At 65.1% G+C, this 24,478-nt stretch carries 20 protein-coding genes; 10 read left to right on the top strand and 10 right to left on the bottom strand.

Annotated features, from left to right (window positions below):
- Positions 1 to 124 precede the first annotated feature (124 nt).
- The gene (locus QMK33_RS11690; protein WP_283564769.1) at positions 125 to 481 is read left to right on the top strand and encodes a MerR family transcriptional regulator; all 357 of its coding nucleotides are present in this window, start codon (positions 125 to 127) and stop codon (positions 479 to 481) included.
- Between the two features lie 174 nt (positions 482 to 655).
- Entirely contained in the window at positions 656 to 1,780 is a 1,125-nt protein-coding gene (gene dprA, locus QMK33_RS11685) for a DNA-processing protein DprA (RefSeq protein WP_283564768.1), read from the top strand.
- A gap of 149 nt (positions 1,781 to 1,929) precedes the next feature.
- Here dprA and QMK33_RS11680 read toward each other — a convergent pair whose 3' ends face one another.
- The 3 genes from QMK33_RS11680 to QMK33_RS11670 form a co-directional block, all read right to left on the bottom strand.
- On the bottom strand, positions 1,930 to 2,142 hold the full coding sequence (locus QMK33_RS11680; RefSeq protein WP_283564767.1) for a PID-CTERM protein-sorting domain-containing protein: 213 nt from the start codon (positions 2,140 to 2,142) through the stop codon (positions 1,930 to 1,932).
- A 108-nt stretch (positions 2,143 to 2,250) separates the two neighbouring features.
- Positions 2,251 to 4,968 (bottom strand): DUF8693 domain-containing protein, encoded by a 2,718-nt coding sequence (locus QMK33_RS11675; protein WP_283564766.1) that lies wholly within the window; start codon positions 4,966 to 4,968, stop codon positions 2,251 to 2,253.
- A 112-nt stretch (positions 4,969 to 5,080) separates the two neighbouring features.
- Positions 5,081 to 5,638, bottom strand: coding sequence for a helix-turn-helix domain-containing protein (locus QMK33_RS11670; protein ID WP_283564765.1), 558 nt, complete (start codon positions 5,636 to 5,638; stop codon positions 5,081 to 5,083).
- Between the two features lie 347 nt (positions 5,639 to 5,985).
- Here QMK33_RS11670 and QMK33_RS11665 point away from each other — a divergent pair, with 347 nt between their 5' ends.
- On the top strand, positions 5,986 to 6,795 hold the full coding sequence (locus QMK33_RS11665; protein ID WP_283564764.1) for an aminotransferase class IV: 810 nt from the start codon (positions 5,986 to 5,988) through the stop codon (positions 6,793 to 6,795).
- A gap of 8 nt (positions 6,796 to 6,803) precedes the next feature.
- Here the strand turns inward: QMK33_RS11665 and QMK33_RS11660 are convergent, their stop codons facing one another.
- From QMK33_RS11660 to QMK33_RS11640, 5 genes are all read right to left on the bottom strand, one after another.
- Entirely contained in the window at positions 6,804 to 8,201 is a 1,398-nt protein-coding gene (locus tag QMK33_RS11660; RefSeq protein ID WP_283564763.1) for an amidohydrolase family protein, read from the bottom strand.
- 90 nt (positions 8,202 to 8,291) lie between these two features.
- Positions 8,292 to 8,804 (bottom strand): hypothetical protein, encoded by a 513-nt coding sequence (locus QMK33_RS11655; RefSeq protein WP_283564762.1) that lies wholly within the window; start codon positions 8,802 to 8,804, stop codon positions 8,292 to 8,294.
- A gap of 23 nt (positions 8,805 to 8,827) precedes the next feature.
- A complete protein-coding gene (locus QMK33_RS11650) occupies positions 8,828 to 9,622 on the bottom strand; it encodes a thymidylate synthase (RefSeq protein WP_283564761.1) in 795 nt (264 codons plus the stop codon).
- A 53-nt stretch (positions 9,623 to 9,675) separates the two neighbouring features.
- The gene (locus QMK33_RS11645; RefSeq protein ID WP_283564760.1) at positions 9,676 to 10,176 is read right to left on the bottom strand and encodes an SRPBCC family protein; all 501 of its coding nucleotides are present in this window, start codon (positions 10,174 to 10,176) and stop codon (positions 9,676 to 9,678) included.
- 78 nt (positions 10,177 to 10,254) lie between these two features.
- Complete coding sequence (locus QMK33_RS11640; RefSeq protein ID WP_283564759.1) at positions 10,255 to 10,509, bottom strand: hypothetical protein; 255 nt, start codon at positions 10,507 to 10,509, stop codon at positions 10,255 to 10,257.
- A 141-nt stretch (positions 10,510 to 10,650) separates the two neighbouring features.
- Here QMK33_RS11640 and QMK33_RS11635 point away from each other — a divergent pair, with 141 nt between their 5' ends.
- The 7 genes from QMK33_RS11635 to QMK33_RS11605 all read left to right on the top strand — a co-directional run bounded on the left by QMK33_RS11635 (position 10,651) and on the right by QMK33_RS11605 (position 20,114).
- Entirely contained in the window at positions 10,651 to 12,963 is a 2,313-nt protein-coding gene (locus QMK33_RS11635) for an efflux RND transporter permease subunit (RefSeq protein ID WP_283564758.1), read from the top strand.
- Between the two features lie 511 nt (positions 12,964 to 13,474).
- On the top strand, positions 13,475 to 15,877 hold the full coding sequence (locus tag QMK33_RS11630; protein ID WP_283564757.1) for an outer membrane beta-barrel protein: 2,403 nt from the start codon (positions 13,475 to 13,477) through the stop codon (positions 15,875 to 15,877).
- A gap of 37 nt (positions 15,878 to 15,914) precedes the next feature.
- Entirely contained in the window at positions 15,915 to 16,937 is a 1,023-nt protein-coding gene (locus QMK33_RS11625; protein WP_283564756.1) for a sensor histidine kinase, read from the top strand.
- Between the two features lie 210 nt (positions 16,938 to 17,147).
- A complete protein-coding gene (locus QMK33_RS11620; protein ID WP_283564755.1) occupies positions 17,148 to 17,771 on the top strand; it encodes a GIN domain-containing protein in 624 nt (207 codons plus the stop codon).
- A 189-nt stretch (positions 17,772 to 17,960) separates the two neighbouring features.
- Entirely contained in the window at positions 17,961 to 18,758 is a 798-nt protein-coding gene (locus QMK33_RS11615) for a LytR/AlgR family response regulator transcription factor (RefSeq protein WP_283564754.1), read from the top strand.
- A 114-nt stretch (positions 18,759 to 18,872) separates the two neighbouring features.
- Positions 18,873 to 19,652, top strand: a complete 780-nt coding sequence (locus QMK33_RS11610; RefSeq protein WP_283564753.1) for an oxygenase MpaB family protein — start codon at positions 18,873 to 18,875, stop codon at positions 19,650 to 19,652.
- 69 nt (positions 19,653 to 19,721) lie between these two features.
- Positions 19,722 to 20,114, top strand: coding sequence for a ribosomal maturation YjgA family protein (locus QMK33_RS11605; protein ID WP_283564752.1), 393 nt, complete (start codon positions 19,722 to 19,724; stop codon positions 20,112 to 20,114).
- A 93-nt stretch (positions 20,115 to 20,207) separates the two neighbouring features.
- Here the strand turns inward: QMK33_RS11605 and QMK33_RS11600 are convergent, their stop codons facing one another.
- Both QMK33_RS11600 and QMK33_RS11595 read right to left on the bottom strand, forming a co-directional pair.
- On the bottom strand, positions 20,208 to 22,760 hold the full coding sequence (locus tag QMK33_RS11600; protein ID WP_283564751.1) for an excinuclease ABC subunit UvrA: 2,553 nt from the start codon (positions 22,758 to 22,760) through the stop codon (positions 20,208 to 20,210).
- Positions 22,761 to 22,861: 101 nt separating this feature from the next.
- A complete protein-coding gene (locus QMK33_RS11595) occupies positions 22,862 to 24,382 on the bottom strand; it encodes a VanW family protein (RefSeq protein ID WP_283564866.1) in 1,521 nt (506 codons plus the stop codon).
- Between the last annotated feature and the right edge of the window lie 96 nt (positions 24,383 to 24,478).

The raw sequence follows: 24,478 nt of genomic DNA, 5'->3' as shown, positions 1-24,478 counted from the left end.
TGGCGTTGCTTTGCAAGTACAAAGGTAGGAAGTAGGGTAAGCTTTAGCTTGCCAGCCGCGCCGATAAGCGTTGGCTTACCGCACCTTCCTACCCCCGGCAAGCTAAAGCTTACCCTACATTGCTATGCCTTATAAAGAACGCGACATTACCAAGCAGTACTTCACCATTGGCGAGGTGGCCGAGCAGTTCGGCGTGGCCACTTCGCTCATCCGCTTCTGGGAAACGGAGTTTGAAGAGCTCAACCCGCGCAAGAGCAAGAAGGGCAACCGCCTCTTTACCCAGGCCGACGTGGATATCTTTCGCACTATCTATCACCTGGTTAAGGAGCGCGGCTACACCATTGCCGGAGCCCGCGAAATGCTCAAGCAGAAGGGCGGCCAGCTCAAGGATAAGATTGACGTAATTCAATCGCTGGAGAAAGTGCGCGGCTTCCTGGCTAATCTAAAAAAGGAAATCGACGCCGCGCAAAAGGCGGAGTAGCGCGAACTTTCCAGTTCGTGCACGAGCGCAGCGAGTAGCCACGCGTGCGTGCCGCCTACCCTTATTTTAAAGTTAATTACCTCCCCCACGGCGCGCACGCGTGGCTACTCGCTGCGCTCGCGCACGAACTGGAAAGTTCGCGCTACCTGACTGACGCCCCCTAGTTCGCGCTCCATGACCGACGACCTCTACCACGAGCTAGCCCTGACGCTGCTGCCCGGCATCGGCCCGCAGCTCACGCGGCAATTGATGAGCTACGGCTCGTCGGCCAAAAACGTGTTTCTGCTGCCGCCCGGCAAGCTGCGGCGCATTCCGGGCGTGGGCGACGCCACGGTTAAAATTATTACCGGGGCCGCGCGCGGCCAGGCGCTGGCCCAGGCCGAAACCAGCCTGCGCAAGGCCGAAAAAGAGGGCGTCGAAATTCTGTTTTATACGAATAAGCGGTTCCCGACCCGCCTCAAGCTCATCCCCGACGCGCCCGCGCTGCTCTACTACCAGGGGCCCGCCGACCTGAACGCGCCCAAGGTGCTGGCGCTGGTGGGCACGCGCCAGGCCACCGAGTACGGCCGCGAGCAAACCGAGCGCATCCTCAAGGGCGTGCTGCCGCACAACCCCCTTATCGTTAGCGGCCTGGCCTACGGCATCGACATTATGGCCCACCGCGCCGCCTTGCAGGAGGGCCTGCTCACGGTGGGCGTTATGGCCACCGGCCTCGACGTTATTTATCCCGCCGCTCACCGCAAAACCGCCGAGAAAATGCGCGAAACGGGCGGCCTGCTCACCGAATTCGCCTTCGGCACGCAACCCGACCGCTACAACTTTCCGCAGCGCAACCGCATCATCGCGGGCCTCGCCGATGGTACGGTGGTGGTGGAGGCCGCCGCCAAGGGCGGCGCGCTCATTACGGCCGAGCTGGCCCTGAGCTACGACCGCGACGTGCTGGCCGTGCCCGGCCCGCTGGGCGCACCGTCTTCCGAAGGCTGCAACGCGCTCATTAAAAGCAACAAGGCCGCCCTCTACCAGGAGCCCCGCGACCTGGAGCAGCTCCTCAACTGGGACGCCGCCCTGTTCCAAACCGGCAAGTTTCAGCCGCCTCCCTCCTACTCGGCCGCCGATTTTTCGGCCGAGGAATTTGCCCTCATCACCGTGCTGGCCGCCGCCGCGGGCCGCGAAGAGCACATGGACAACCTGGCCTGGAAAGCCCAGCAGCCCATCCATGCCGTGGCCGCGCTGCTGCTGACGCTGGAGTTTCGGGGCGTGGTGCGGGCGCTGCCGGGCAAGCGGTTCGGGCTGGTTTAGACCGCGGATTTTTCGGATTAATCGGATTTTGGGGGTGGGCCTTCTTGCGCCGTTACGGCGGGGCGGGTGAGTGGGCCGAACGCACAAAAGCCGGCTCTTCCAAAAGGAAGAGCCAGCTTTTTAGCTACTTATTTTGCCAGGCGCGCCCGCTAGCGGGCGCGGCGACGGTCGCGGAGTTTTTTTAGGCCGAAGGCTACACCGCTGGCTAGCAGCAGCGAGGCGCCGCCGTCGATAGGCACGGCCGTGGGGTCGGCCTGGGGCTCGGGCGCGGGCACGCCGCCGGTACCGCCACCGTTGCCAGGTTGGGCGTGGCCAGCCAGGGCACCGGCCAGTAACAAGGCCGGCAGGACTAAGCGGCGCAAGGAAAACAAAGAGTTATGCATCAGCTAATGAGTGATATAGGAGGAAGGAAAGTGATACCAGGCTGGCTGAGCAATCGGGTAAGCTAATTGTGCAGCTAGCCCAGTGGTCTAGCGCAGGCTGAGGCGCTGGGCGGGCAGGTTGCCCACTGGCTGGCCCTGGGCGTTCTGCGCCCGCAGGCGCACCAGGTATACGCCACCGGCCAGGCCCGTAGTGGGCAAGCTGGTGCGCGCCGCGCCCTGGGCAGCGGCCAACGTGTAGTGGCGCAGTACCTGGCCCACGGTGTTGACCAGCGTGGCTTCCACGTTGCGCACATCGGCGGGCAGGCCGGTTACGGCCAGCGTTACCTCCCCCGCCTCGGTGGGGTTAGGGTAGAGCGTGGCCAGCGACTGGCTCAGCGCGGCGCTGGGCGCCGTAGCCAAAGCCGTGGCCGCCCCGAATACGAGCGAGAAGCGGCCCGCGCTAGCGGCGTTAGCGTCCACCTCGAAGCTGTAGCTGGGCGTGGTAGCCAGGTTAGTGAGCGTACCCGTGAGGGCATCGCGCAGCTGCACGCCGGTACCGCCCGCCATGGCCGCAAAGTTGACCAGGGAGGTAGCCGTCAGGCTGTAGCGGCCAGCCGGCACGCTCAGCCACACGGGCACCACATCGGTGGCCGAGGCGCTGGCCAGCGGCGCGCGGCCACTGATGCTCAGGCCCAGCTCGGGGGTGCCGGCGGGCACCTGGGCGGCCGTGCCCAGGTAGTAGCCGCTGGGGTTGGGCAGCTTGTAGGCATCGAACTTGCCGTCGTAGCCCGCCGTAGCGCCGGCCTCGTAGTACACAAATGCCTCATCCTGGGCCGTGGCCGTGGTAGCGGCCTGGGTGCCCAGGCCCAGGCTCAGGCGCAGTACGGGGCGGGTTTCGGCCGCCAGGCGCTGAAACTTGGGCTCGGCGGCGAAGGTGGTGGCGCGGTTGGCGTTGGTGAGGGCGATGCTACCGGTAGCGCCGGCGGTGCTGGTGCGCACGAAAAAGCCCTGGCCAGTGGCAAGCAGGCCGGTACCGGCTCCCACATTATTCGTAAAGGATGAGTAGCGCCCTTTGTAGGCCTGGGTGGTCTGAAACACGTATACGGCGGGGTCTACGTTCGTGAGTTGGCTGTTGCTCACCGTGCTCCAGTCGAGCGGGGCCGGATACGGGTTGCCCACCAGCTGCCAGCCGGCTTCGGGCTGGGGGCCGCGCAGCAGCCCGCCAATGGTGAGGTTGCCGTTGTTGAGCGGACCCGTGAACTGCACCTTCTCGGTATTGCCAATGTGCACGGTGTAGCCCAGGCCCACGGCGAGCGGGTCGGCCAGGCTCGCCGGCGAAGCGTAGCCTTTGTCGAAGGCCGACAGGTTGGTGCCCTTCGTGGCATCGGCCAGGCGGCTTTGGTCGTAGCTATAGGCCGTGGGGTAAGGCGTTACCCTGGTAGAAATAGCCGCGTCGTTGTAGCTCCCGTTTACTACCGGCGTGAAGCTGCCGCCAGTCAATTGGGTGTTCAGGCTAGCCACCGTGGCGTTGCTCACCGGCGCGCTGTAGTGGCGAAAGCCGATGGCGTCCATGTTGCCGCTGGCGTCGATGTAGCGCTGCACGGTTGCGTTGCCGCTCACCACATTGCCGGCGCTCTGCACCACCAGGGCCGTGCCCAGCACATCGGAAAGCAGCGTCAGCCGCTGCCCGTTGGTGCTGAGGCTGCCGCTGGCCAGGGCCAGAATGCCGTGAATGCTGATGGCGTTGGTCTGGCTGGCCCCGGCCGTGTTGGCTACGGTCAGGCCCCAGAACTGGGTGCTGCCGCTGCCGCCAATGGCCTGCGCGGTAGCGCCGCTCAGGGTTACCGTGCCGCCCGTGGCGCTGATGGTGCCGCTGTTGTCAATAGTATTTTTCACGTCGAGCGTGCCGCCGGCCTGCGTGAGGCTGGCCGTGCGGCCGATGGTCAGGCTTTTAGCCGCAGCGCTGCCGCTGGCAATCACCGGGTAAGGGGTAGTGCCGGTGGGCACAATGGCCTCCAACGCGCTGGTAGGCACGCCGGCCGACCAGTTGGCGGCCGTGTACCAGTCGGTGCTGACCCCGCCCTGGGCAGTGCCCAGCCACGAAGTAGTGGTGACGACCGGCAAGCTGAACCGGCTGATGAACGTGGGGGTCGAAGTAGGCAAAATAGCCCCTGCCCGCGACAGCCCCCGGCCAATCAGCGTCGTTCCTTCGTCCATACTAATGGCACCATCCACGAGCAGCGTGCCCTGCATGGTGGAGTTTTGGCCCAGGTTGGCCGCCCCGCCCGATATCTGCCAGTATACATTGTCGGCAGTGGCCCCGCCGGCCAGCACCACCGTCGAGTTGGCGGCCGTCGTCAGGGCCCCACCAATTACGCGCAGGTAAAACTTGGCGTTGGCCACGCCGCCCGCATCCAGAATCAGCGTGCCGGCCAGGGTGGTAGCCCCGGTTACGCAGTACGAGCCGGGAATCAGCGTCACGGCCGGCGTGCCACCGTAAATAGCCAGCGGCGTAGCGCACGGAATATGGTCCGAGAAATACTGGTAGGCCGTTTGCACGTCGGTAGCCGCCTGCGTCGAGAAGGTGGTCGCTACGTAGATAGCACCGTTGTTGACCACACCCGGCGGAAACCCGGTGAAGGCGCCCGCGTTGGTGCCAATATTGCCCGTGACGATGGTAGGGCCGGCGTTTTTGACTTCGCCCACAGCCGTAAACAGCGCGAAGCTAGCCGCCGCGCCCAGCGGTGGCGCCGCCTGCCCCCAGGCCGATTGCGGCGCGTGCAGCAGCACGGCAGCCGTGGACACAAAGAGTAAGAAAATTTTCATGGAGGAGGAATGAGAGGTAAGTGGCAGAATAAATTTTACGCTGCAAATTTCCCCTTATTCCTACCCGGCTATCTTACGCTATTGTTTAAAAAATTTGCATTATTCCTACCCGCTATAAATGCCGCATTTTATGCTTCATCTGCTTGAAAAAAGTGGGCGTCAAACCCGTTGTTTTCTTGAACTGCCCCGACAGATGGGCCACGCTGCAGTAGTTGAGCTTATAGGCAATTTCGGTCAGCGTCAGCTCATCGTAGAGGAGCAATTCCTTCACGCGCTCGATTTTGTGGTTGATAATGGACTGCTCAATGGTGACCCCGGTAGCCTCCGAAAACAGGGTAGCCAGGTAGGTATAATCACGCTTTAGCTGCTGACTAATGTACTCCGAATTCTTTATTTTGGGCAGACTATCAGCATGATAGACCATTTTTTCGATAACTTTCTTTACCTGCTCTATTACCTTGCCCTGATGCTGGTCGAGCAGCTCTACGCCCAGTTCCTGTAGCTCGACCTTCAGTTGGTCATGCTGCTGCGGCGTAATGCTCTGCTTGAATACCACCTCCCCCAAATCCACCGTGCCGTAGTGCAGCCCGAGCTTATCGAGCTTATCGAGCTTATCTTGCACAGCCTTTTTGCAGCGCACGCTAACCATGTATTTTATGTACAACTTCATTTTTATTATTAGTAAAGTACCATTATGACGACCTAATTTCTGCCTGCTGATTTCCGTATAAAAGCAAAGGTGGGCCAATTGCTCTCTGCAACAGGTTACGGCTGTTCACCCCTGCTGTTAGCGCTGCTACAGCTAAGTTGGCTATTTATTTTACTAATAATTGCAATTATTCTGATTTAACAGCAGGCATGCCTTACCACTGGCATCAGCATAGGTAAGCTAGTGGCTCCAGCTGCCCTGGCTCGGCAGGTTACCACAGCCACCCAAAGACCGGGCCGCAGTCCGCGGGCCCCCGCTCCCAACGTACCGCTCCCAGTGCGGGGGCCCGGCGGCAGTAGTTTCGGCCAATGCTACTTTTCAACGGCGAGCTGCTTGCCCCATCCAATTTTGTACTACCCCTGCCAAACCGCGGCCTGGCCTTCGGCGACGGCTTTTTTGAAACCCTGGTTTCCACTGGTGGCCGCCTGCGCTATGCCGCTGGCCACCTGGCCCGCATGCAGCGGGCCGCCACCGCGCTCTACCTCACCCTGCCCGCCGCCCTGGCCACTACCGAGGCCCTGGAAACTACGCTGACCCGCCTCGCGGCTGCCAACCACTTGCCCGCCGCCCGGCTACGCTTGCAGCTGTGGCGCGCTGGGGGCGGCCGCTACACCCCGCCCACCGCTGCCGCCGAGTGGCTGGCCACCGCCGAGCCCTTTGTGGCCGACGAAGCGCCGCTGCAACTAGTTGATTTTGCAAACGATACGCACTCGCTGTTTTCCCCCCTCAGCTTTTGCAAGGGGCCGCAGGCGTGGCTCTACGTGCGCGCCGCCCACGAGCGCCAGCAGCGCGGGCTCGCCGAGATTATCCTCTGCGATGCGGCCGGGCACGTGGCGGAGGCGGGCGCGGCGGGTATTTTTTGGGTGAAGGCCAACGTGTTGTTCACCCCCGCGCTGGCCAGCGGCTGCGTGGCCGGCGTGCGCCGCGCCGAGGTATTGCGCGTAGCGCGGGCGCAGGGTATAGACTGCCGCGAAGGGCTGTTTCTACGGAAAGAATTAATAGCCGCCGAAGCTGTTTTCACGGCTAACGTGGCGGCTGTGCGGGCGATACATAGCATTAATAATAAGCTATTTAACCCACTGCCTACACCCTGGCAACGCCTGCTGAGCGGGCTATAGCAGCTCAGTTACTTACTAGCTGCCACCTGCCGCAGGTGGGCTTGGAGGCTGTCGAGAGCAGGGCGCGACAGGTAGCGGCCATCGGCCACCACGCCGGCGATTTGGCGGGTGTTGGCGATGTTGGCCAGCGGGTTGGCCCGCAGCAGCAGCAGGTCGGCAAGGCGGCCGGGCTGCACGGAGCCAAAATCCTGGATGCGCTGGTAGAAGCGCGCCGGGTTGAGGGTGGCCGTTTGCAGGGCCTGCAGGGGCGTGAAGCCCGCCTCGACAAACCGTTGCAATTCCTGGTGCAGGCTCAGGCCGGGCACCAGGTCGACGCCGGCCGGCGCATCGGTGCCGGCCAGAAAATCGACGTGCGCGGCATGCAGCCGGCGCACGAGGTCCAGCTCGTGGGCCACGAATTTTTCGCGCACCGGCAGCGGCTCAGTATCCATTGTTTGGGCAATGCTGCGCTGCGCCTTGGGCCAGCGCTGGGTTACCCAACTGCGGCCGGCGTAGGCCAGCCCGGCCGAGTCGGCCCGCCAATCAATGGCGTCGACCAGCCACTGCCCGCGCTCCCAAAACAGCGTGGGGCACTGCCACACGCGGGCCGCCGCCACCCGCCGGATAATGGCCGCCTCCCGGGCGGGGTCGTAGGTGGCCAAAAACCGGCCCGGCGACTTCGCGCTGCCCGTCACGTACGTATCCTCATCCGCCACGGGCGAGCTGGCCTCAAAAATGCCAATCAGGTGCTCAAACGTGCGCTGGCCGGCGGCAATGGCCTCGGTGGCGCGCACGCCATCGGGCACGTGGCCGGCCAGCGGCAGGCCCACCTTGCGCGCCTCGTCGGCAATGGCGAAGTAGGCGGCGCGCGGCACGTACGACTGCACTTTAATAAAATCGACACCCCGCGCCTTTAGCAGCCGCACCGCCCGGCGGCCGTCGTCGGGGGTGGCAATGGCAATGGCCGCCTGGTAGGGCGACTTGGCCCCGTCGAGCATGGGGCCCGACACCACGAGGCGCGGCCCCAGCCAGCGGTGGGCCGCCACCTCGGCGCGGGCCCGCAGAATGGAATCGAGCTGGCTGCCCATGTCGCGGATGCCGGTGATGCCGCTGGCCAGCAGCAGGGGCAAAATCAGGTCAGTACCGGCGCGGGCCGTGCCATCAAAATACACGTGGGTGTGCATGTCCCAGAGGCCCGGCAGCAGGTACTGCCCGGTGGCATCCACCACGCGCCCCGCGGGCGGCGCGGCGCGGCCCGAGGCCTCCACCCGCACAATGCGCGGGCCTTGTATCACCACGGTCTGGTCGGGCCGGATGGCGCCCGTGGCCACGTCCACCACGTTGGCGTGCACAAAGGTGAGCTGCTGCGCCTGGGCCGTGGGGCCCGCCAGGCAAAGAGCAAAGAGCAGCGTAGGAATAAAGCGCATGAGTGGGGGCTGAAGCGGGCTGCCGCCAGCCCGGCACGAAGGTATTACGGCGGCCGGCCGGCTCCCGCTCCTACTCCCTCGGGTGGCGCCTCACTCCGCAATAAAGCGCATGGGCACCACCAGCGAATCGAGGGCAGCCGGGGAGCGCACGAAGCGCAGGGCACCCAGCACGCGCAGGGCCTCGGCGTCGAGGGCGCGGATGGCGGCGGGCGGGTACTCGGCCTCGGGGCGACTGAGTTCGCGGCGGGTGATGCGCGGGGGCTGGCGCACCGAGCCGTTGGCCCGAATGCGCACGCTCACCAGGATGCGGCCGGTGGGCATGAGGTCGTTGGGCTGGCCGGGGGCCGGGCGGGCGGCGGGCGGGTAGTGGGCCTGCTGCGACACAAACTCAAAAAACTGGTCGCGGCCCGCCGCCTGCCGGGTGGCGTCGGTTTCGTGCCAGAAGCGCGGGAGCACCGGCGAGAGCAGCTTGGGCGGCTCTACCACGGGCGGCAGCGGGCGGCGGTGGGGCAACATCGGGAAGCCGGGGGCCGCGTACTGGGCGTGGGCGCCCCCGCCGGCCAGCAGCAGCGCGCCCAGCAGGGCCAGGTTTCGAGTTAGCATGCGGCGGTTCTCATGCCGCCAAGTTACACCGCAACGGGCGCTTTAATGGCAGGCCAGGGGTCGTAGCTTTCCAGCTGAAAATCTTCGAACCGGAAGCCGAAAATATCCGTCACGGCCGGATTGAGGCGCATGGTGGGCAGCGGGCGCGGCGCGCGCTCCAGCTGCTGGCGGGCCTGCTCCAAGTGGTTGCTGTAGAGGTGGGTATCGCCGCCGGTCCAGATGAATTCGCCGGGTTGCAGGCCCGTTACCTGGGCCACCAGGAGCGTGAGCAGCGCGTAGGAGGCAATGTTGAAGGGCACGCCCAGAAACACGTCGGCCGAACGCTGGTAGAGCTGGCAGCTGAGGCGGCCATCGGCCACGTAAAACTGAAACAGGGCGTGGCAGGCGGGCAGCTTCATGGCCGGCAGGTCGGCCACGTTCCAGGCGCTCACCACCAGGCGGCGCGAGTCGGGCTGCGTTTTCAACTGGTTGATAAGCTGCGAAATCTGGTCAATGTGGCCGCCCTGGCCATCGGGCCAGCTGCGCCACTGGTGGCCGTACACGGGGCCGAGGTCGCCGTTTTCGTCGGCCCACTCATCCCATATTTTCACGCCGTGCTCCTGGAGGTAGGCAATGTTGGTGTCGCCCTTCAAAAACCACAGCAGCTCGTGGATAATACTCTTGAGGTGCACCTTTTTGGTGGTTACCAGCGGGAAGCCCTCGGCCAGGCTAAACCGCATCTGCGGGCCAAAGATGGACAGGGTGCCCGTGCCTGTGCGGTCGGTTTTGAGGGTGCCGTGGTCGAGGATTTCGCGGAGGAGGGCTTGGTATTGGCGCATAGTGGGGTAAAAATAGCGCACAGCCCCAGCAACCGGCCGCGGTAGCAAGCGCCTCACGTGGGCCTAGCACCCGGCAAATCGACGGGCAGAACTGACTGCCAGGCATCTGACTCGGCGTACTGTTTTACCACGGCGCCGCGCTGCTGCAAAAACTGCCGCATGTAGCGTTTCAGCACCAGGGCATCTACCAGCTTGCCTAGCCAACCCAGCGGCGAGGCAAACACAAAAACGTCGCGCATAAGCGTGGTAGCACCTTCTGGCTCAAAGTAATGCGCGTGCCACATGCTTTTGAAGGCCCCTTGCTGCATGTCATCCCGAAAATAAGCAGGTGCCCGGAGCGCCGTCACTTTGCTGGTTAGCGTTTGCCAAACGCCAAAATGACGCGCCCGAAACGTAACGGAATCGTGGAGCTGCAAGATGCCGCTGCGCACCCCAGCTATTATTTCTTCATTTGTTTGCCGAGCCGAAACCGCGTGTAAATCAACGCTTAACGCCAGGTAGAAGCAGCGTTCCTGCGGTGCATCGATGCGCGTAACAATTTCAATAGTTGCCATTAGTTACCGTTAGAAATAGCAAACAAAAAAAGCCGCCGGGCTAGGCAGCTTTTTTATAAATACCTATTAATCAATAACTTACATCGACTTCACGGCCGGCAGCTTTGCTTCGGCGGCAGCGGGCGCGGCAACCTTGGCGGTGGCCATTTTGGCGCGGCAGCAGGCGGGCATGCCGGCCATGCTGGTGCCGGCCATGCCTTTCTCGCACTTGGCGGCGGCTACGCCGGTGCAGTGGTCGGCTTTTTTGCCTTTGGCGGGCTTGTCGCCGTCGTGGGCGAAGGAGGCAGTGGCGGCCGAGGCCAGCAGGGCAAAGGCGAGCAGGGACTTTTTCATGAGCTTAGGCAGAAACAATTGGGGAAATCGGGGGGTTGCTGGTAGTTGCGGCTTCTAAAGTACAAAGCGTTTCGGAAATGCCGAAGCGGGTGCGGTTGCCCAATGTCTACGCGGACTACAAAGCCCGCGCTACTTGCTTTTATGCCCCTTCGCCGAACCGCCTACCTCACGCTGCTCGTGCTGGCCCTGCTCACGGGACTGGCCGGCTACTTTGCCGCCCAGCTGCGCTTCAACTACAATTTCAACGACTTTTATCCCGCCGGCGACCCCGACCTGGATTACTACCAGGGCTACACCCAGCGCTTCGGCAACGACAACGACTACCTGCTGCTGGCCCTGGAGGCCGGGCCAGGCCAAACGGCCTTTTCGCCCGCCTTTTTGGTGCAGGTGGATAGCCTCACGCGCGTGGCGCGGCGGCAGCGCAACGTGCTGCACGTCACCTCCCCCACCACGCTCAGCCAAACCGTGGTGGAGGGCATTGGGGCCTACACCCTGCCCTACCTGCACCCCGGCGAGTACCACGCCGACCCCAGCCGCCGCGCCGCCGACTCGACGCTGATTTACCAAACGCCCGGCCTGGTGGGCAACGTATTCAGCCCCGATGCGCGGGCCGTGGCGCTGGTTATCCAAACCACGCCCGACCTCAAGAAGCCGCCCGGCGACTCGCTGCTGACCCAGCTGCGCGCCGGCCTGGCGCGGGCCGGGCTGCCAGCGGCGCGGGTGCACTTTGCGGGCAAGGCGGTGGCGCAGTCCGTGTTTGTGGACCGCCTGCAGCGGGAGATGATTATCTTTATGTCGCTGTCTTTCCTGCTGGTAATGGGGCTATTGTGGCTCACGTTTCGCACCTGGTGGGGCGTTATTCTGCCGCTGGTGGTGGTAGTGGGCGCCATCATCTGGGGCCTGGGCGTGATGGGGGCCTGCGGCATCAGCATCGACCTGATGACGGCCCTGCTGCCGCTCATGCTCTTTGTGGTGGGCATGTCGGATACCATCCACATTATCAGCCGCTACGTGAGCGAGCTGGGCTACGGCGCGGGCAAGCGCCACGCGCTGCGCACCACCATGAAGGAGTCGGGCTTCGGCTCGGGGCTGTCGGCGCTGACGACCAGCATCGGCTTTTTTACGCTCATGACGAGCACCATCCGACCCATTCACAACTTCGGGCTGTTTACGGGCATCGCCGTTATTCTGGCTTTCCTGCTGAGCTTCACGCTGTTGCCGGCCATGCTAGTGCTGCTCAACAAGCCGGCCCTGCGCGAGCCGCGCAAGCACGGCCACGACTGGGACGGCGTGCTGGGCCGCCTGTTTATGGGCGTGCTGCGGCGGCGGCGGCTGGTGTTTATGCTCAGCGGGCTCGTTCTGGTGGCCAGCATCGGGCTGGCCACGCGGGTGCGCATCAACTCGTCGCTGCTCGATGACTTGTCGAAGAGCGACCCGGTGCGGCAGGACTTCGCCTTTTTCAACACCCACTTTGCCGGCGTGCGGCCCTTCGAGCTGGAGCTGAAACCGGCCGGCGGACGCAAAATATTTGACCCCACCGTGCTGGCCCAAACCGAGAAAATAGAGCGCTACCTGGCCGCCACCTACGGCCTCAAATTCTCGGCCTCGCCGGCTACGCTGGTGCGTACCGTGCACCAGGCCCTGCACGGCGGCGGGCTGGCCGAGTACCGCCTGCCGGCCGATTCGGCCGGGCTGGCGCGGCTGCGCGGGCCGCTGCGTCAGTTTCGCAAGCGGCCCGAGTTTCGGGCCCTGGCCCTGCCCGACGGCAGCGCCGGCCGCCTCACCGGCCGCATGGTGGACGTGGGCAGCATCCGGGCCGACGCGCTCAACGGGGCGCTGCGGCAGTTTCTGCGCACGGGCATCGACACCACGGTTTTACGCACGCGCCTCACGGGCTCGTCTAACCTCATCGACAAAAACAACGAGAACCTAACGCTCAACATGATACAGGGCATGGCCATCGACGTGGCCATGGTTACGCTTATCGTGCTGGTGCTGTTTAAGTCGGTGCGCATGACCATCGTGGTGCTCATCCCCAACCTGCTGCCCATTTTGGTGGTGGCGGGCGTAATGGGCCTGGCTGGCGTGAATATGAAGGTGAGCACGAGCATCATCTTTACCATTGCCTTCGGCATTGCCGTGGATGATACTATTCACTTTATCAGCAAGTTGCGCCTCACCATGGGCCACGAGCCCGACTTATTCAAGGCCGTGCGGCGCACCTACATCCTGGCCGGGCAGGCGGTTATCGTGACCTCGCTCATTTTGGTGGGCGGCTTCGGCACGCTGCTGTTCTCGTCGTTCGACGGCACGTTTTACGTGGGGCTGCTCATTGGCCTCACGCTGCTGTTTGGCGTGGTGGCCGAGCTCACGCTGCTGCCGCTGCTGATACTGGGCATTTATGGGCGGCGGCGCAAGAAGGTGGGGGCCGCGCCGGCGCTGGTGGGCAAGTGAGGCGGTGCGCGCCCGTTGCTAATTAGTGTGCTAGTAAGAGCGTCATGCTGAGCTTGCCGAAGCATCTTCACCACGAGTGTAATCTCAGCATCTAGAGATAGCTACGCGGCAGATACACTTCGGCAAGGTCAGCATGACCGTCTGTTTTAACCTAAATTATTTGCCAACGAATACTTAATGGGTTCGCTGCTCGGCCGCTGCTGGCGCGAGCCCAGCGCAGCGTAACGCGTGCCGTTCATTCGGGCGCGGCCGGGCCTCGCATCCGAACGACCGGCTGCAACGAGCCTACCGCGCGTTTGCCGCTGGCGCGGCAGTGAAGGCGGGGCTTCCCTGCCATACCGGGCACGCGTTACGCTGCGCTAAACTCGCGCCAGCTTCGGCCAGCAGCGGCCAACTCGCGGGGTTTTCCAGGGGATTCGGCAGCTTTTTCCCCTGGTTCAATGGTGGGTGCTGGCGGCGGGCAGGGCGGGCGGAGTGCTTTGGGGAAAGTTTCATCTTTCTCCCAAACGCCATGACTGTCCTGCGCCGCTGCCTACTCCTGCCGCTATTGGCCCTAGCCTTGCTTTCCCGCGCTCAAACCCCGGGCCCGCTCACCGGCCGCCTGCTCGATGCGCAGCAGCACCCCGTGCCCTTTGCCACGGTGCTGCTGCGGCAGGTGCGCGACACTACCTGGGTGCGCGACGTAGTGGCGCAGGCCGATGGCCGCTTCACATTTGGTGGCGTGGGGCCCGGCCAGTACCGGCTCACCGTTGTTTTGCTGGGCTACCAGCCGTACCGCTCGGCCCCGCTGGCGCTGCCGGGTGCCGCGCCCGGCGGGCAGCTGCCCGCCATTTACCTGGCCCCGGCCACCCGGCAGCTCAAGGGCGTGGAGGTAGTGGGCCAGAAGCCGCTGCTGGAAATGCAGCCCGGCAAAATGGTGCTCAACGTGGCCGCCAGCCCCACCGCCGCCGGGGCTACCGCCCTCGAAATTCTGCAGAAAATACCCGGCCTGGTGCTGCAGAATAACCGCCTGAGCCTGGCCGGGCGCGAGGGCCTCACTATTTTGCTCGACGGCCGCACCACCCACTACACCGACGTGGTGAGCGTGCTCCGGGACTTTCCGGGCAGCAGCATCGACCGGGTGGAGGTGCTCACCCAGCCCGGCGCGGCCTACGAGGCGGCCGGCAGCGCGGGCATCCTCAACATTATTCTGAAGAAAAACGCCAACCTGGGCACCAACGGCACGGTAACGGGCACGGCCGGCTACGGCCGCTTTGGCAAGGCCGGCGCGGCGCTCGACCTCAACCACCGCACTCGCCAAGGCCTGAACGTGTTTGGCAACTACGGCTACAACTACCGCCGCACCTACGAGCAGCTCAACACCGACCGCCTGACTACCGAGGCCGGCCAGGCGGTGACCTACGCCCAGCGCAGCTACCAGCCGCGCACCGTGGGCGCCCACACCGCCCGCGTGGGGGCCGACCTGCCCCTGACCCGCCGCCAAACGCTGGGCGTGCTGCTGAGTGGCTACGCGGCCGGCACGCAGGTCGAGTATGAGAACCGCATCGACGTGACCAGCGCCGATAAGCTGCTGGCCACCACCACCCGCAACGACAACCAGCGCCGCACCACCAGCTACGCCGCCAACCTGCACTACAAGCTGGCGCTGGACTCAGCCGGCCGCGAGCTGCTCCTCGATGCCGACTATTCCCGCTACCGCGCGGGCACCGGCAATATTCTGGTTAATAATTTGAGCAATAGTACTATTCAGCAGCTGCGCTTCAACCAGCAAACGGCCATTGGGCTGCGCTCGGCTAAGGCCGATTACCACCAGCCGCTGGGCCGGGCCAAGCTGGCGGCGGGGGCCAAAATCAGCGCGGCCACCATCAGCAGCCAACTCGATTTTGCAGAGCTGGCGGCCGGCGGCTGGCAGCCCGTACCCGGCCGCTCCGACCAGTTTCAGTATGCCGAGCGGCTGGCGGCCGGCTACCTCAGCCTCGCCCGGCAGTGGGGCGGCGTGCAGCTGGAGGCCGGCCTGCGGGGCGAGCAAACGCACTCGGCGGCTACGTCAGTGGCGCTGGCCCGCACAGTGGCCCGCGACTATTTTCAGCTTTTCCCGAGCCTCTCGGTAACCAAGGAGCTAACCAAAAAGCTGGGGGCCAACCTCAGCTACGGCCGGCGCATCGACCGGCCCGGCTACCAGGATTTGAACCCCAGCATCATCTACCTCGACCCCTACAGCCGCCAGCAGGGCAACCCCTTTCTCAAGCCCGAGCTCACCAGCGCCTACCGCGCCGCCCTCACCTACCAGCAGCAGCCCGTGCTCTCGCTCGCCTACAACCGCACCAGCGACGCCATCAGCCTCGTTACGGCCCAGCCAGACAGCATCTTGTACTCGACTACTACCAACCTGGGCCGGCTCGATAATTACAGCGCCACCCTCAACTTTCCGCTCAGCCTGGGCCAGCGCGTGAGCGGCTACGGGGGCGTCAATACCATTTACAACCAGTATAACGGCCAGTATTTGGGCGGCGAGTACCGGGGCGGGCGGCTCTCGGCCATCGTGTACCTGCAAAGCACCGTGCGCCTGCCCCAAGGCGTGCGCCTGGAGGTGTCGGGCTTCTACCACTCGGGCGGGGTCAACGGACTGATTGCCTTCCGGCCCTTCGGCTCGGCCTCATTGGGGCTGCAAAAGGCTTTTTGCCACGACCAGCTGCAGCTGCGCCTGGCGGCCACCGATGTGTTTTTCACCAACCAGCAGCGCGGCACCGTGCGCTACCAGAATATGGACCTGCGCTTTCTTACCCAGAGCGAAACCCGCCAGCTGCGCCTTAGCTTGGCCTACTCCTTTGGTAATCAGAAGCTAACTGCCGCCCGTAAGCACGCCACTGGCCTCGACGACGAGCGCAGCCGCGTAAAGACGGACCGCGAATAACCGGCCGTTCGCCCGCATCCTGCCCCTTCTTTACGCCATGGATTCTCCCTTCGCCGCCCAGCGGCCCTCGCGCTCCGACCTGGTTTTTGTGGCCGCCTACTGGCTGGTGGTCGCCCCCATTCTACTGGTGCAATACCGGGCCGAGAACCACGCCAGCGCCTGGCAGGTGCTACCCGAAGTGGCGGGCACGGTAGTGCTCGACACCGCTACCGTGGCCCTGCTGCTGGGTGGCCTGCTGCCCCTGTTGCTGGGCCGGCGGCGCGGGCTGGGGCTAGCGCTGCTACCGGTATTTGTGGGGCTCAGCGGCGCGGCTTACTTCTACCTGTACGACTACTTAATCGGCAAACCCCACGCTATCTCCGCCGGGCGAATCTTATTCGCGGCCGTGCAGCATGCCCAGAGCTACGGCCTGCTGGCGGTGCTGCTCACCGGCAAGCGCTACTTCGAGGCCCAGAACCGGGTGCTGCTGCTGCAAAAGGCCCAAACCGAGAGCGAGCTGCGCGCCCTCAAAGCCCAGCTCGACCCGCACTTTCTGTTCAACAACCTGCACGTGCTGCACATGCTCATCGGGCAGGATGCCGCCGTGGCGGGCCACTACCTGGGCTGCTTCGCCAACCTCTACCGCTACCTGCTGCGCCACCGCGACGCCGATTTTGTGACCCTGGCCGAGGAGCTGCAATTTTTGGATGATTACGTGTACCTGCTGCGCCACCGCTTCGGGGCGGCCTACGCGTTTGAAACTACCCTGGCCCCTGGCCTCGACCCCGCCCGGCTGCACACCGTGCCCGGCACGCTCCAGATTTTAATCGAAAACGCCCTCAAGCACAACAGCGGCGACGACGACGACCCGCTGGCTATCTCGCTCTTTGTGAGCCCCCAAAGCCTGCGGGTGCGCAACCCCCAGCGCCCCAAGCACACCCGCCCCGAACCCGGCGGCACCGGCCTGCGCAACCTGCAGGAGCGCTACCGCCTGCTGGCCGGCCAGCCCGTGCAAATCGACAATTCAGCGGCCAGCTTTGCCGTCACGGTGCCGCTACTGCACCAGGTGCCGGGCCAGTAGCACTGCAAGAACACTCGTCCGGCGCTCTTCTTCTTGGCACGAGCCTCGTTGCTTAGTGAGGTGCCCTGCTGCCTGTCAACTACTCCCTCCTTTATGAAAACCCTTCTCCTCCCCTTTCTCCTGGTTCTCGGTTTGGGCATAACCGGGGCCGGCCGCCTAGTGGCACCAGGGGCACTAGCCGGGGACCGCCCCCAAAGCCGGTTGCTTACCTTGCCTACCGCTGAGGGCCTCTTTATTGAGGGGGCTGCCGATGTTACGGTGGCCGAAGGCAGCCCCCAGCGCATTGTGGCGGCGGGGTCGCCCCGCCAGCTCAACCACCTAACGGCGCGCACGCGGGGGGGCATCCTCCGTCTTCACTCGCCCGCCGACAAGGCCGGCTGGTGGCAGCCCTGGCAGCCCGCTGAGCGGCTTCAGCTCACCATCACCTTGCCTAAGCTAACGCGGCTGCACCTGGCCGGAACCAGTTCCCTGGCCGGGCTGACGCCCTTCACCGCCCCTACCCCGGCCGTGGAGCTAGCCGGCGTGGGCAGCTTGACTTTGCGGGTCGCCAATACCCGTACCAGCGTGGCCATCAGTGGGGCGGGCACCGTGACCATGGGCGGCACCACCACTACGCAGCAGGTGAGCATCCGGGGCGTTGGCACCTACCATGGCTTCGGCTTGCTGAGTAAGGTAACGACGGCCAGCCTACGGGGCACCGGCACCGAAGAAGTAACGGCAACCCAGGCGTTGGCAGCCACGGCAGCTGGCATCGGCACCATCCGCTACCGGGGCCGGCCGGCCACTACGGCACTGCACGCCAATGGGTTGGGCAGCGTGCGGGCAAGCCAGTGAGGGAGCTGGGCCCCGGCTACCACAGGCCCCCTCAGCAGGGGCCGCCTATCACTGGGTTTATTTATTCGCAAGCCCCGGCCGGGTGGGTGGGCAGTCCAGATTACGTAAACCCCACATTTACCAATGCTGCTTCGGCATAGGGCACCCCGACCCAGAACTCAGTAACATAACCTATTTATTATCAACACTTTGCGCTTACTCATTATAGAAGACGAGGCCCCCACGGCCGCCCAGATTCGCGACTTTGCGGCCCGCTACGGCCTGCCCACCGCTGATGTGCACGAGGTGCGCAGCATCAAAAAGGGGCTGGCCTGGTTTGCCGCCCACGCCGCCGAGCCGCCGGCCCTCATCTTCTCCGACATCGAGCTGCTCGATGGCAACGTGTTCAGCCTCTACGAGCAGGTGCCCGTGGCCTGCCCGGTTATTTTTCTCACTGCCTACGACCAGTTTTTACTGGCCGCTTTCCAGGCCAACGGCATCGGCTACCTGCTCAAACCCTTTAGCTACGAGCAGTTTGCCGCGGCCCTGGCCAAGTACGAGGCCCTGCGCGCCAGCTTCGCCCCCGCCAATGCCGGGGCGGCCGCCCCGCCCGGCCTGTCGGCGGCGCTCGTCGAGCAGCTGCGGGCCGCCCTGCGCCCGGCCACCCCCAGCTACCGCCAGCGCCTCACCGTGCGCCAGCCCAACAACGGCTTCTACCTGCTGCCCGTGGAGGAGGTGGCCTACCTGCAAGCCGAGGAGGGCGTGGTGTTCGCCATTGACCAGCGCGGCACCCGCCACCCACTGGCCGGCACCCTCACCGACTGGGAGCAGCAGCTCGACCCCGCCCGTTTTTTTCGGCTCAACCGCAGCGAGCTGCTGCACCTCAACGCCGTAGCCAAAGCCGAGCCTTATTTCAACAACCGCCTGCTTATCAAGCTCAAGCACGGCGGCGACCTCACCACCAGCACTGCCCAAACCGCCGCCTGCCGCCGCTGGCTTGAAGGCTGAGCACCCGGCCGGCCGGGTAGCTCGTTGTTTTTTTACGCTTAGCTTTGCAATTCAAAGTACACTGAGCCACAAAACCCACCGCGTTCGCCAGCCCCTGCTTGTCAGCCCAGTTCTATGGAAACCTTCGTTGCCCAAAACTCCATTGTGCGCCGCATCTGGGGCACCTCCGATACGGTGCTGTTCATTTTTGCCGGGGCGGCCGCCGAGTTTGCGCTCAACAAGGCCGTGGACTGGCTGTATTTCACCGGGCGGCTGCCGGCCGACCCGCTGGGCCGGCTCTTTTCGACCGTTGATTACGCCCGCCGCATCGTGTTTGCCGACCGGGTTGGGGCCGAAAAGGCCATCGACAGCATCGCCGCCATTCACGGCGCGGTAGAGGCCAGCCGGGGCCAGGCCATTCCGGCCTGGGCGTACCGCGACGTGCTGTACCTGCTCATCGCCTACTCCATCCGGGCGTTTGAGGTGCTGGAGCGGCCCCTCACGCCGGCCGAGTGCGAGGAGATAGTGGACGTTTTCTGCCGCCTCGGGCGGCGCATGGGCGTGCCCGATTTGCCCACTTCCTACGCCGCCTGGCTCGCCGACCGCGCCCGGCACCTGGCCGCCAACCTGGCCCCGAGCCGCTTCACGGCCGACCTCTATTTACAATATCGCAAGCACCTGGGCGGGGTACGCTACGCGATGCTGCGCGGCGTGCAGGGCCTGGTAGTGCCGCCCCCGGTGGCCGCACAATTGGCGCTGGGCAACGGCGCGTGGCTGCGCCCGGCGGTGGGTTTTTACCGCCGCACCAAGCAGCTGGCCGCCAGCCAATGGCTGAAAAATACGCTGCTTCCTACCGAGTACGCGGCCCGCATAAAAGCGCTGGATGAAGTCCCCGCGGCCTACCGAGCGGCGTAAGCGATGCTTACGTCCGGGTAGCGTATCAGACTGAAAGCAAGTTAACTAACAAATATAAATAACAACTGTATGTTGGGTTTCAACAAAGGTTACCTAGGCTGCGCGGCGCTCTTACTGGGGCTGGAGATTTTCATTGGCACATTTGTGAATGACCAGTTGGTGCGGCCCTACGTGGGCGACTTTTTGGTCACCATCCTTTTGTATTGCCTGGTGAGGGGCTTGTGCCAGCTGCCGGGCGGGCGCGTGCTGGGGGGCGTGCTGCTGTTTTCTTACCTGGTGGAAACAGGGCAGTATTTCCATTTGGTAGACCGCCTGGGGCTGGGCCAGTGGCGCGTGGTGCGCATCGTGCTGGGCACCTCCTTTGCCTGGGCCGACATGCTGGCCTACACGCTGGGCGCGCTACTGGTGCTGGCCGTGGAGCGGGGGTTTCGCACTACGCCTACTGGCGCGGCTCTCGGCTAAAGCCCCGGTCGGCCGGCACGCTTCGGTAATCCTGTGGCCGGCCGGCTATGCGCAACGACAACCGGTCGGCCGGCTGGCGCCGGCGGACCGGGGCTACTGGCCTTGTAGAAAGCGCGCCAGATAGGGGGCGGTGCGGCTGCCGGTGGCCTGCGCCACCTCGGCGGGCGGGCCCTGGGCCACTACCTGGCCGCCCTCGTCGCCGGCACCGGGGCCAATGTCGAGCACCCAGTCGGAGCCGGCGACCACGCGCATATCGTGCTCCACCACCAGCACCGAGTGGCCGGCTTCGACCAGGCCGTTGAGCTGGGTGAGCAGCTTTTCGACGTCGGCGGGGTGCAGGCCGGTGGTGGGCTCGTCGAGCACGTAGAGGGTGTGGGCGCGGGCTTGGCGCTGCAACTCAGTGGCCAGCTTGATGCGCTGGGCCTCGCCGCCGCTCAGCTCGGTGGCCGACTGGCCCAGGCGCAGGTAGCCCAGGCCCACTTCGCGCAGCACGGTGAGGGCGCGGCGCACGCTGGGCTCGTCGGCGAAGAAGGCCCAGGCCTCGTCCACGGTCAGGCGCAGCACGTCGGCCACGTTTTTACCCTGGTAGTTGATTTCGAGCGTTTTGGCATTGTAGCGCGCGCCGTGGCAGGTGGGGCACGGCGAGTACACGCTGGGCAAAAACAGCAGCTCGACCATCACGAAGCCCTCGCCCTGGCAGGTTTCGCAGCGGCCTTTGGCCACGTTGAAGGAGAAGCGGCCGGCGTCGTAGCGGCGCTTTTTGGCTTCCGGCGTGGCCGCAAACAGCTTGCGCACGTGGTCGAACAAGCCCGTGTAGGTGGCCATATTGGAGCGTGGCGTGCGGCCGATGGGCTGCTGGTCGACGCGCACAAGGCGCTTCACCACGTCCAGCCCAGCCGTGATTTTGCCTTGGATAGCCGAATCCTGGTCAGCTAATTCCAGGATTTCTTCGGCGGCTTCGGGGGCGCTGGCTTCGGCTTCGCCGGTTTTCAGGCCCAGCGCTTCGCTCACCAATTCGACCAGCACCTGGCTTACCAGCGTCGATTTGCCCGAGCCCGATACGCCCGTTACAGTGGTAAACACGCCCAGCGGGAAGGCCACATCGAGGCCGCGCAGGTTGTGGCGGGTGGCCCCGGTGAGCTTCAGCCAGCCCACGGGCTCACGCAACATGCGTTTTTCAAGCGGCTCCTGCTCAAGCAGATAGGTACGGGTTTGGGAATTTTCGACTTGCGCCAGGCCGGCGGGCGGGCCGCTGTAGAGGATGTGGCCGCCCTGCTCGCCGGCGGCGGGGCCGACATCGACCAGCCAATCGGCCTGGCGCACCACGTCGAGGTTGTGCTCGACTACGAAGAGCGAGTTGCCGGCTTTTTTGAGGCTGGCCAGGGCCGCCAGCAGCGCCTGGGTATCGGAGGGGTGCAGGCCGGCCGAGGGCTCATCGAGCACGTACACTACCCCAAACAGGTTGGAATACAGCTGGGTAGCCAGGCGCAGGCGTTGCAGCTCGCCGGGCGAGAGCGTGGGCGTGCTGCGCTCCAGGGCCAGGTAGCCGAGGCCCAGGTCGAGGAGCACGGCCAGGCGGGCCACCAGGTCCTGGGTGATGCGGCGGGTTACTTCGGCCTGCTCGGGGTGGGCGGCGTCGTGGTTTTGCGCGCCGGCCGTGCCCTCGGCAAAGGGCCGCAGGCGGGCGGCCACCTGCTGCAAGGGCAGCCGCGCCATGTCGGCAATGTCGAGGCCAGCAAACGTGACGCTGAGCGACTCGGGCCGCAGGCGCTTGCCGTGGCACAGCGGGCACGCCTGGCTGAGCATGTACTGCAACACCCGCTTTTTCATGAGCGCGCTCTGGGTGTTGCCAAATGTATAGAGCACGTGCCGCCGGGCGCTGCTAAATGTGCCCATGTAATTGGGTGACTCCCTGCGCTTTACGGCGCGCTGCGTTTCCTGGGGCGAGTAGCCGGGATACACCGGCACTACGGGCTGCTCATCGGTAAACAGAATCCAGTCGCGGTCCTTTTGGGGTAGGTCACGCCAGGGAAGGTCCACGTCGTAGCCCAGCGTGACGAGGATGTCGCGCTGATTCTGGCCACCCCAGGCTTGGGGCCAGGCCGCAATAGCCCGCTCGCGGATAGTGAGCGAGGGGTCGGGTACCATCGAGGCTTCGGTTACCTCGTACACCCGGCCCAGGCCGTGGCAGCGCGGGCAAGCGCCCTCGGGCGTGTTGGACGAAAACGCCTCGGCGTAGATAATGCCCTGACCTTCAGGATAATCACCCGCCCGCGAATACAGCATGCGCAGCAGGTTGGCAAGCGTGGTGACCGAGCCCACCGACGAGCGCGTGGTAGGCGCGCCGCGCTGCTGCTGCAAGGCCACGGCCGGCGGCAGGCCCTCAATGCTATCTACCTCGGGCACTGATAGTTGATGAAACAACCGGCGGGCGTAGGGCGACACCGATTCGAGGTAGCGGCGCTGGGCCTCGGCGTAGAGCGTGCCAAAGGCCAGGCTCGATTTGCCCGAGCCCGATACGCCGGTGAACACGACCAAGGCATCGCGCGGAATGTCCACATCCACGTTTTGGAGGTTGTGCTCGCGGGCCCCGCGCACGCGCACGAAGCCAGTAAAACCAGCCGGGTCAGAAGGGGTATTTGTCATAATTATCCACAGGCGCGCTGCGTAGCGGCCGGCCCTGGATACGGATTTACAAGGCTAAACATCCAAGTATGACAAGCCAATAAAACGTACTGAGCCAATAATCAACCGGTTATCATACCCCTCACTTCAGCTGCCGGACGCCCCGCCAGCGCTTGCTGCACCGCCCGGCGCAGCGCCGGGTAGTCGCCCACCGGCACCAGCGTGAGGCCCGCCTGCGGCCCGAGGCCGCAGGCCGCCGTCGCCACCACCGGAATGCCCGCCGCCAGCGCTCGCAGCAGCAGCCGGGGCTGGTGCTCCACGTAGGCCGGGTACACCACTAGCCCGATGCTAGCCAGCGCCTCGGGGCCGGCGGGCGTAGTGGCCACGGCCTGCCAGAAGCCAGCGCCCTCGGTAGCGCGGCCGGCCACCACCAGCGGCAGGCGCAGCTCCTGGGCCAGCTGGCGCATTTCGTAGGCTCCCTTGCGGGCCAGCGCCGAGGCCGGAAACAGAATGCGCGTACCCGGCACAACGCCGGGCGAAACTTCCGGCCGCGCCCATTCCAATAGTATCGCCTTGTTGTTGAACAAGTTAGCCAGCTCGTGGTGGGGTGTGAGCAGGCGGCGGGCCTGGGTGAGGGCGCGGCTCTCGGCCGCAACGAAAGCGGCGGGGGCGCGGAAGTCGCGCAGCGTGAGGCTGCTGGGGTGGCGGGCGTGGGCCGCGTCGAGGCGGGCGTGCAGCAGCGCGGCGGGCAGGCGGGTCAGCAGCACGTCGAAGGTGCGGCCGCCCAACACCCCGGCCCGCCACAAAAACGGCAGCAGCGACTGCGCCACCACCAGGTGGGTGCTGTCGGGCCGCAGGTGGCGGGCGGCGGCGGCCGCTACCCGCGCATCGCCGCGCAACGACTGCGCAAACACGTTGCGGCTCAGCTTAGTAGCCAGCCGCTGCCCCAGCTGCCGCCGCCAGGCCGCGCTATGCAAGGCCACCGCCAGCGGCAGGGCGGCCAGTCCGCCGGCCCGCCTCGGCCGGCCGAGGGGCTGCGGCACCACCACCACATCGGCCGGGCCGGCAGTGGCCCGCACGTACTGGGCAAATTCGGGCCAGCTTTCGTCGAGCAGAAACGTGGCGCGCGTGGTGGCGGGCCGCAGCGGCACCTCGCCGGGGTGCTGGAAGCAGCCCACGTTGCCGCAGGCGTAGCAGTCGTGCAGCGCCGAGGCCGGGCGCGCGGCTTCGGTGGGGAGCGGCGGGGCGGCGAGGGCCGGGTTTTCGCCCCGAAACCGCACTAGTAGCTGGTCGGCCGTCAGCTCCACTTCGAGGCGAAAGGCCACGGGAGCCCGGAAGCGCAGGTCGAGGTAGTTCCACTTCACGGTGGCGTCGCGGTCTTGCTCGGCCAGCGAGCCCTTGATAACCTGGGTATGCCGGTGGCGCTCCACAATGGTGAAGCCGGCGCGCAGGGCCGCATCGTACAGAGCGTTAGATAGTTGGCACAGGCCGCCGGCCACGGTGGGCACCACGCAGCCCTCCCGTATTTCGCGGCCCAGCACGTAGCCGCGGCCAAAATTGGGGTTGCCCACCTGCCGCCAGAAGCTGAACGTGGCCCCGGCCGGCACCGCCAGGCCGTGCAGGCGGCGGGCGGCGCGGCGCAGGTTTTCGACCTTGCCGGCCGTGAGCAGCCAGTTGGCGGCGTTATCGTCGGGGTTCCACAGGGCGCTGGCCGAGGTGGCCAGTACTGGAGCAGCTTC

Source organism: Hymenobacter sp. H14-R3, assembly GCF_030063445.1.
Classification (GTDB): domain Bacteria; phylum Bacteroidota; class Bacteroidia; order Cytophagales; family Hymenobacteraceae; genus Hymenobacter.
Note: the sequence above shows the minus strand (reverse complement) of the source record. Positions and strands in the feature narration are given on the sequence as shown.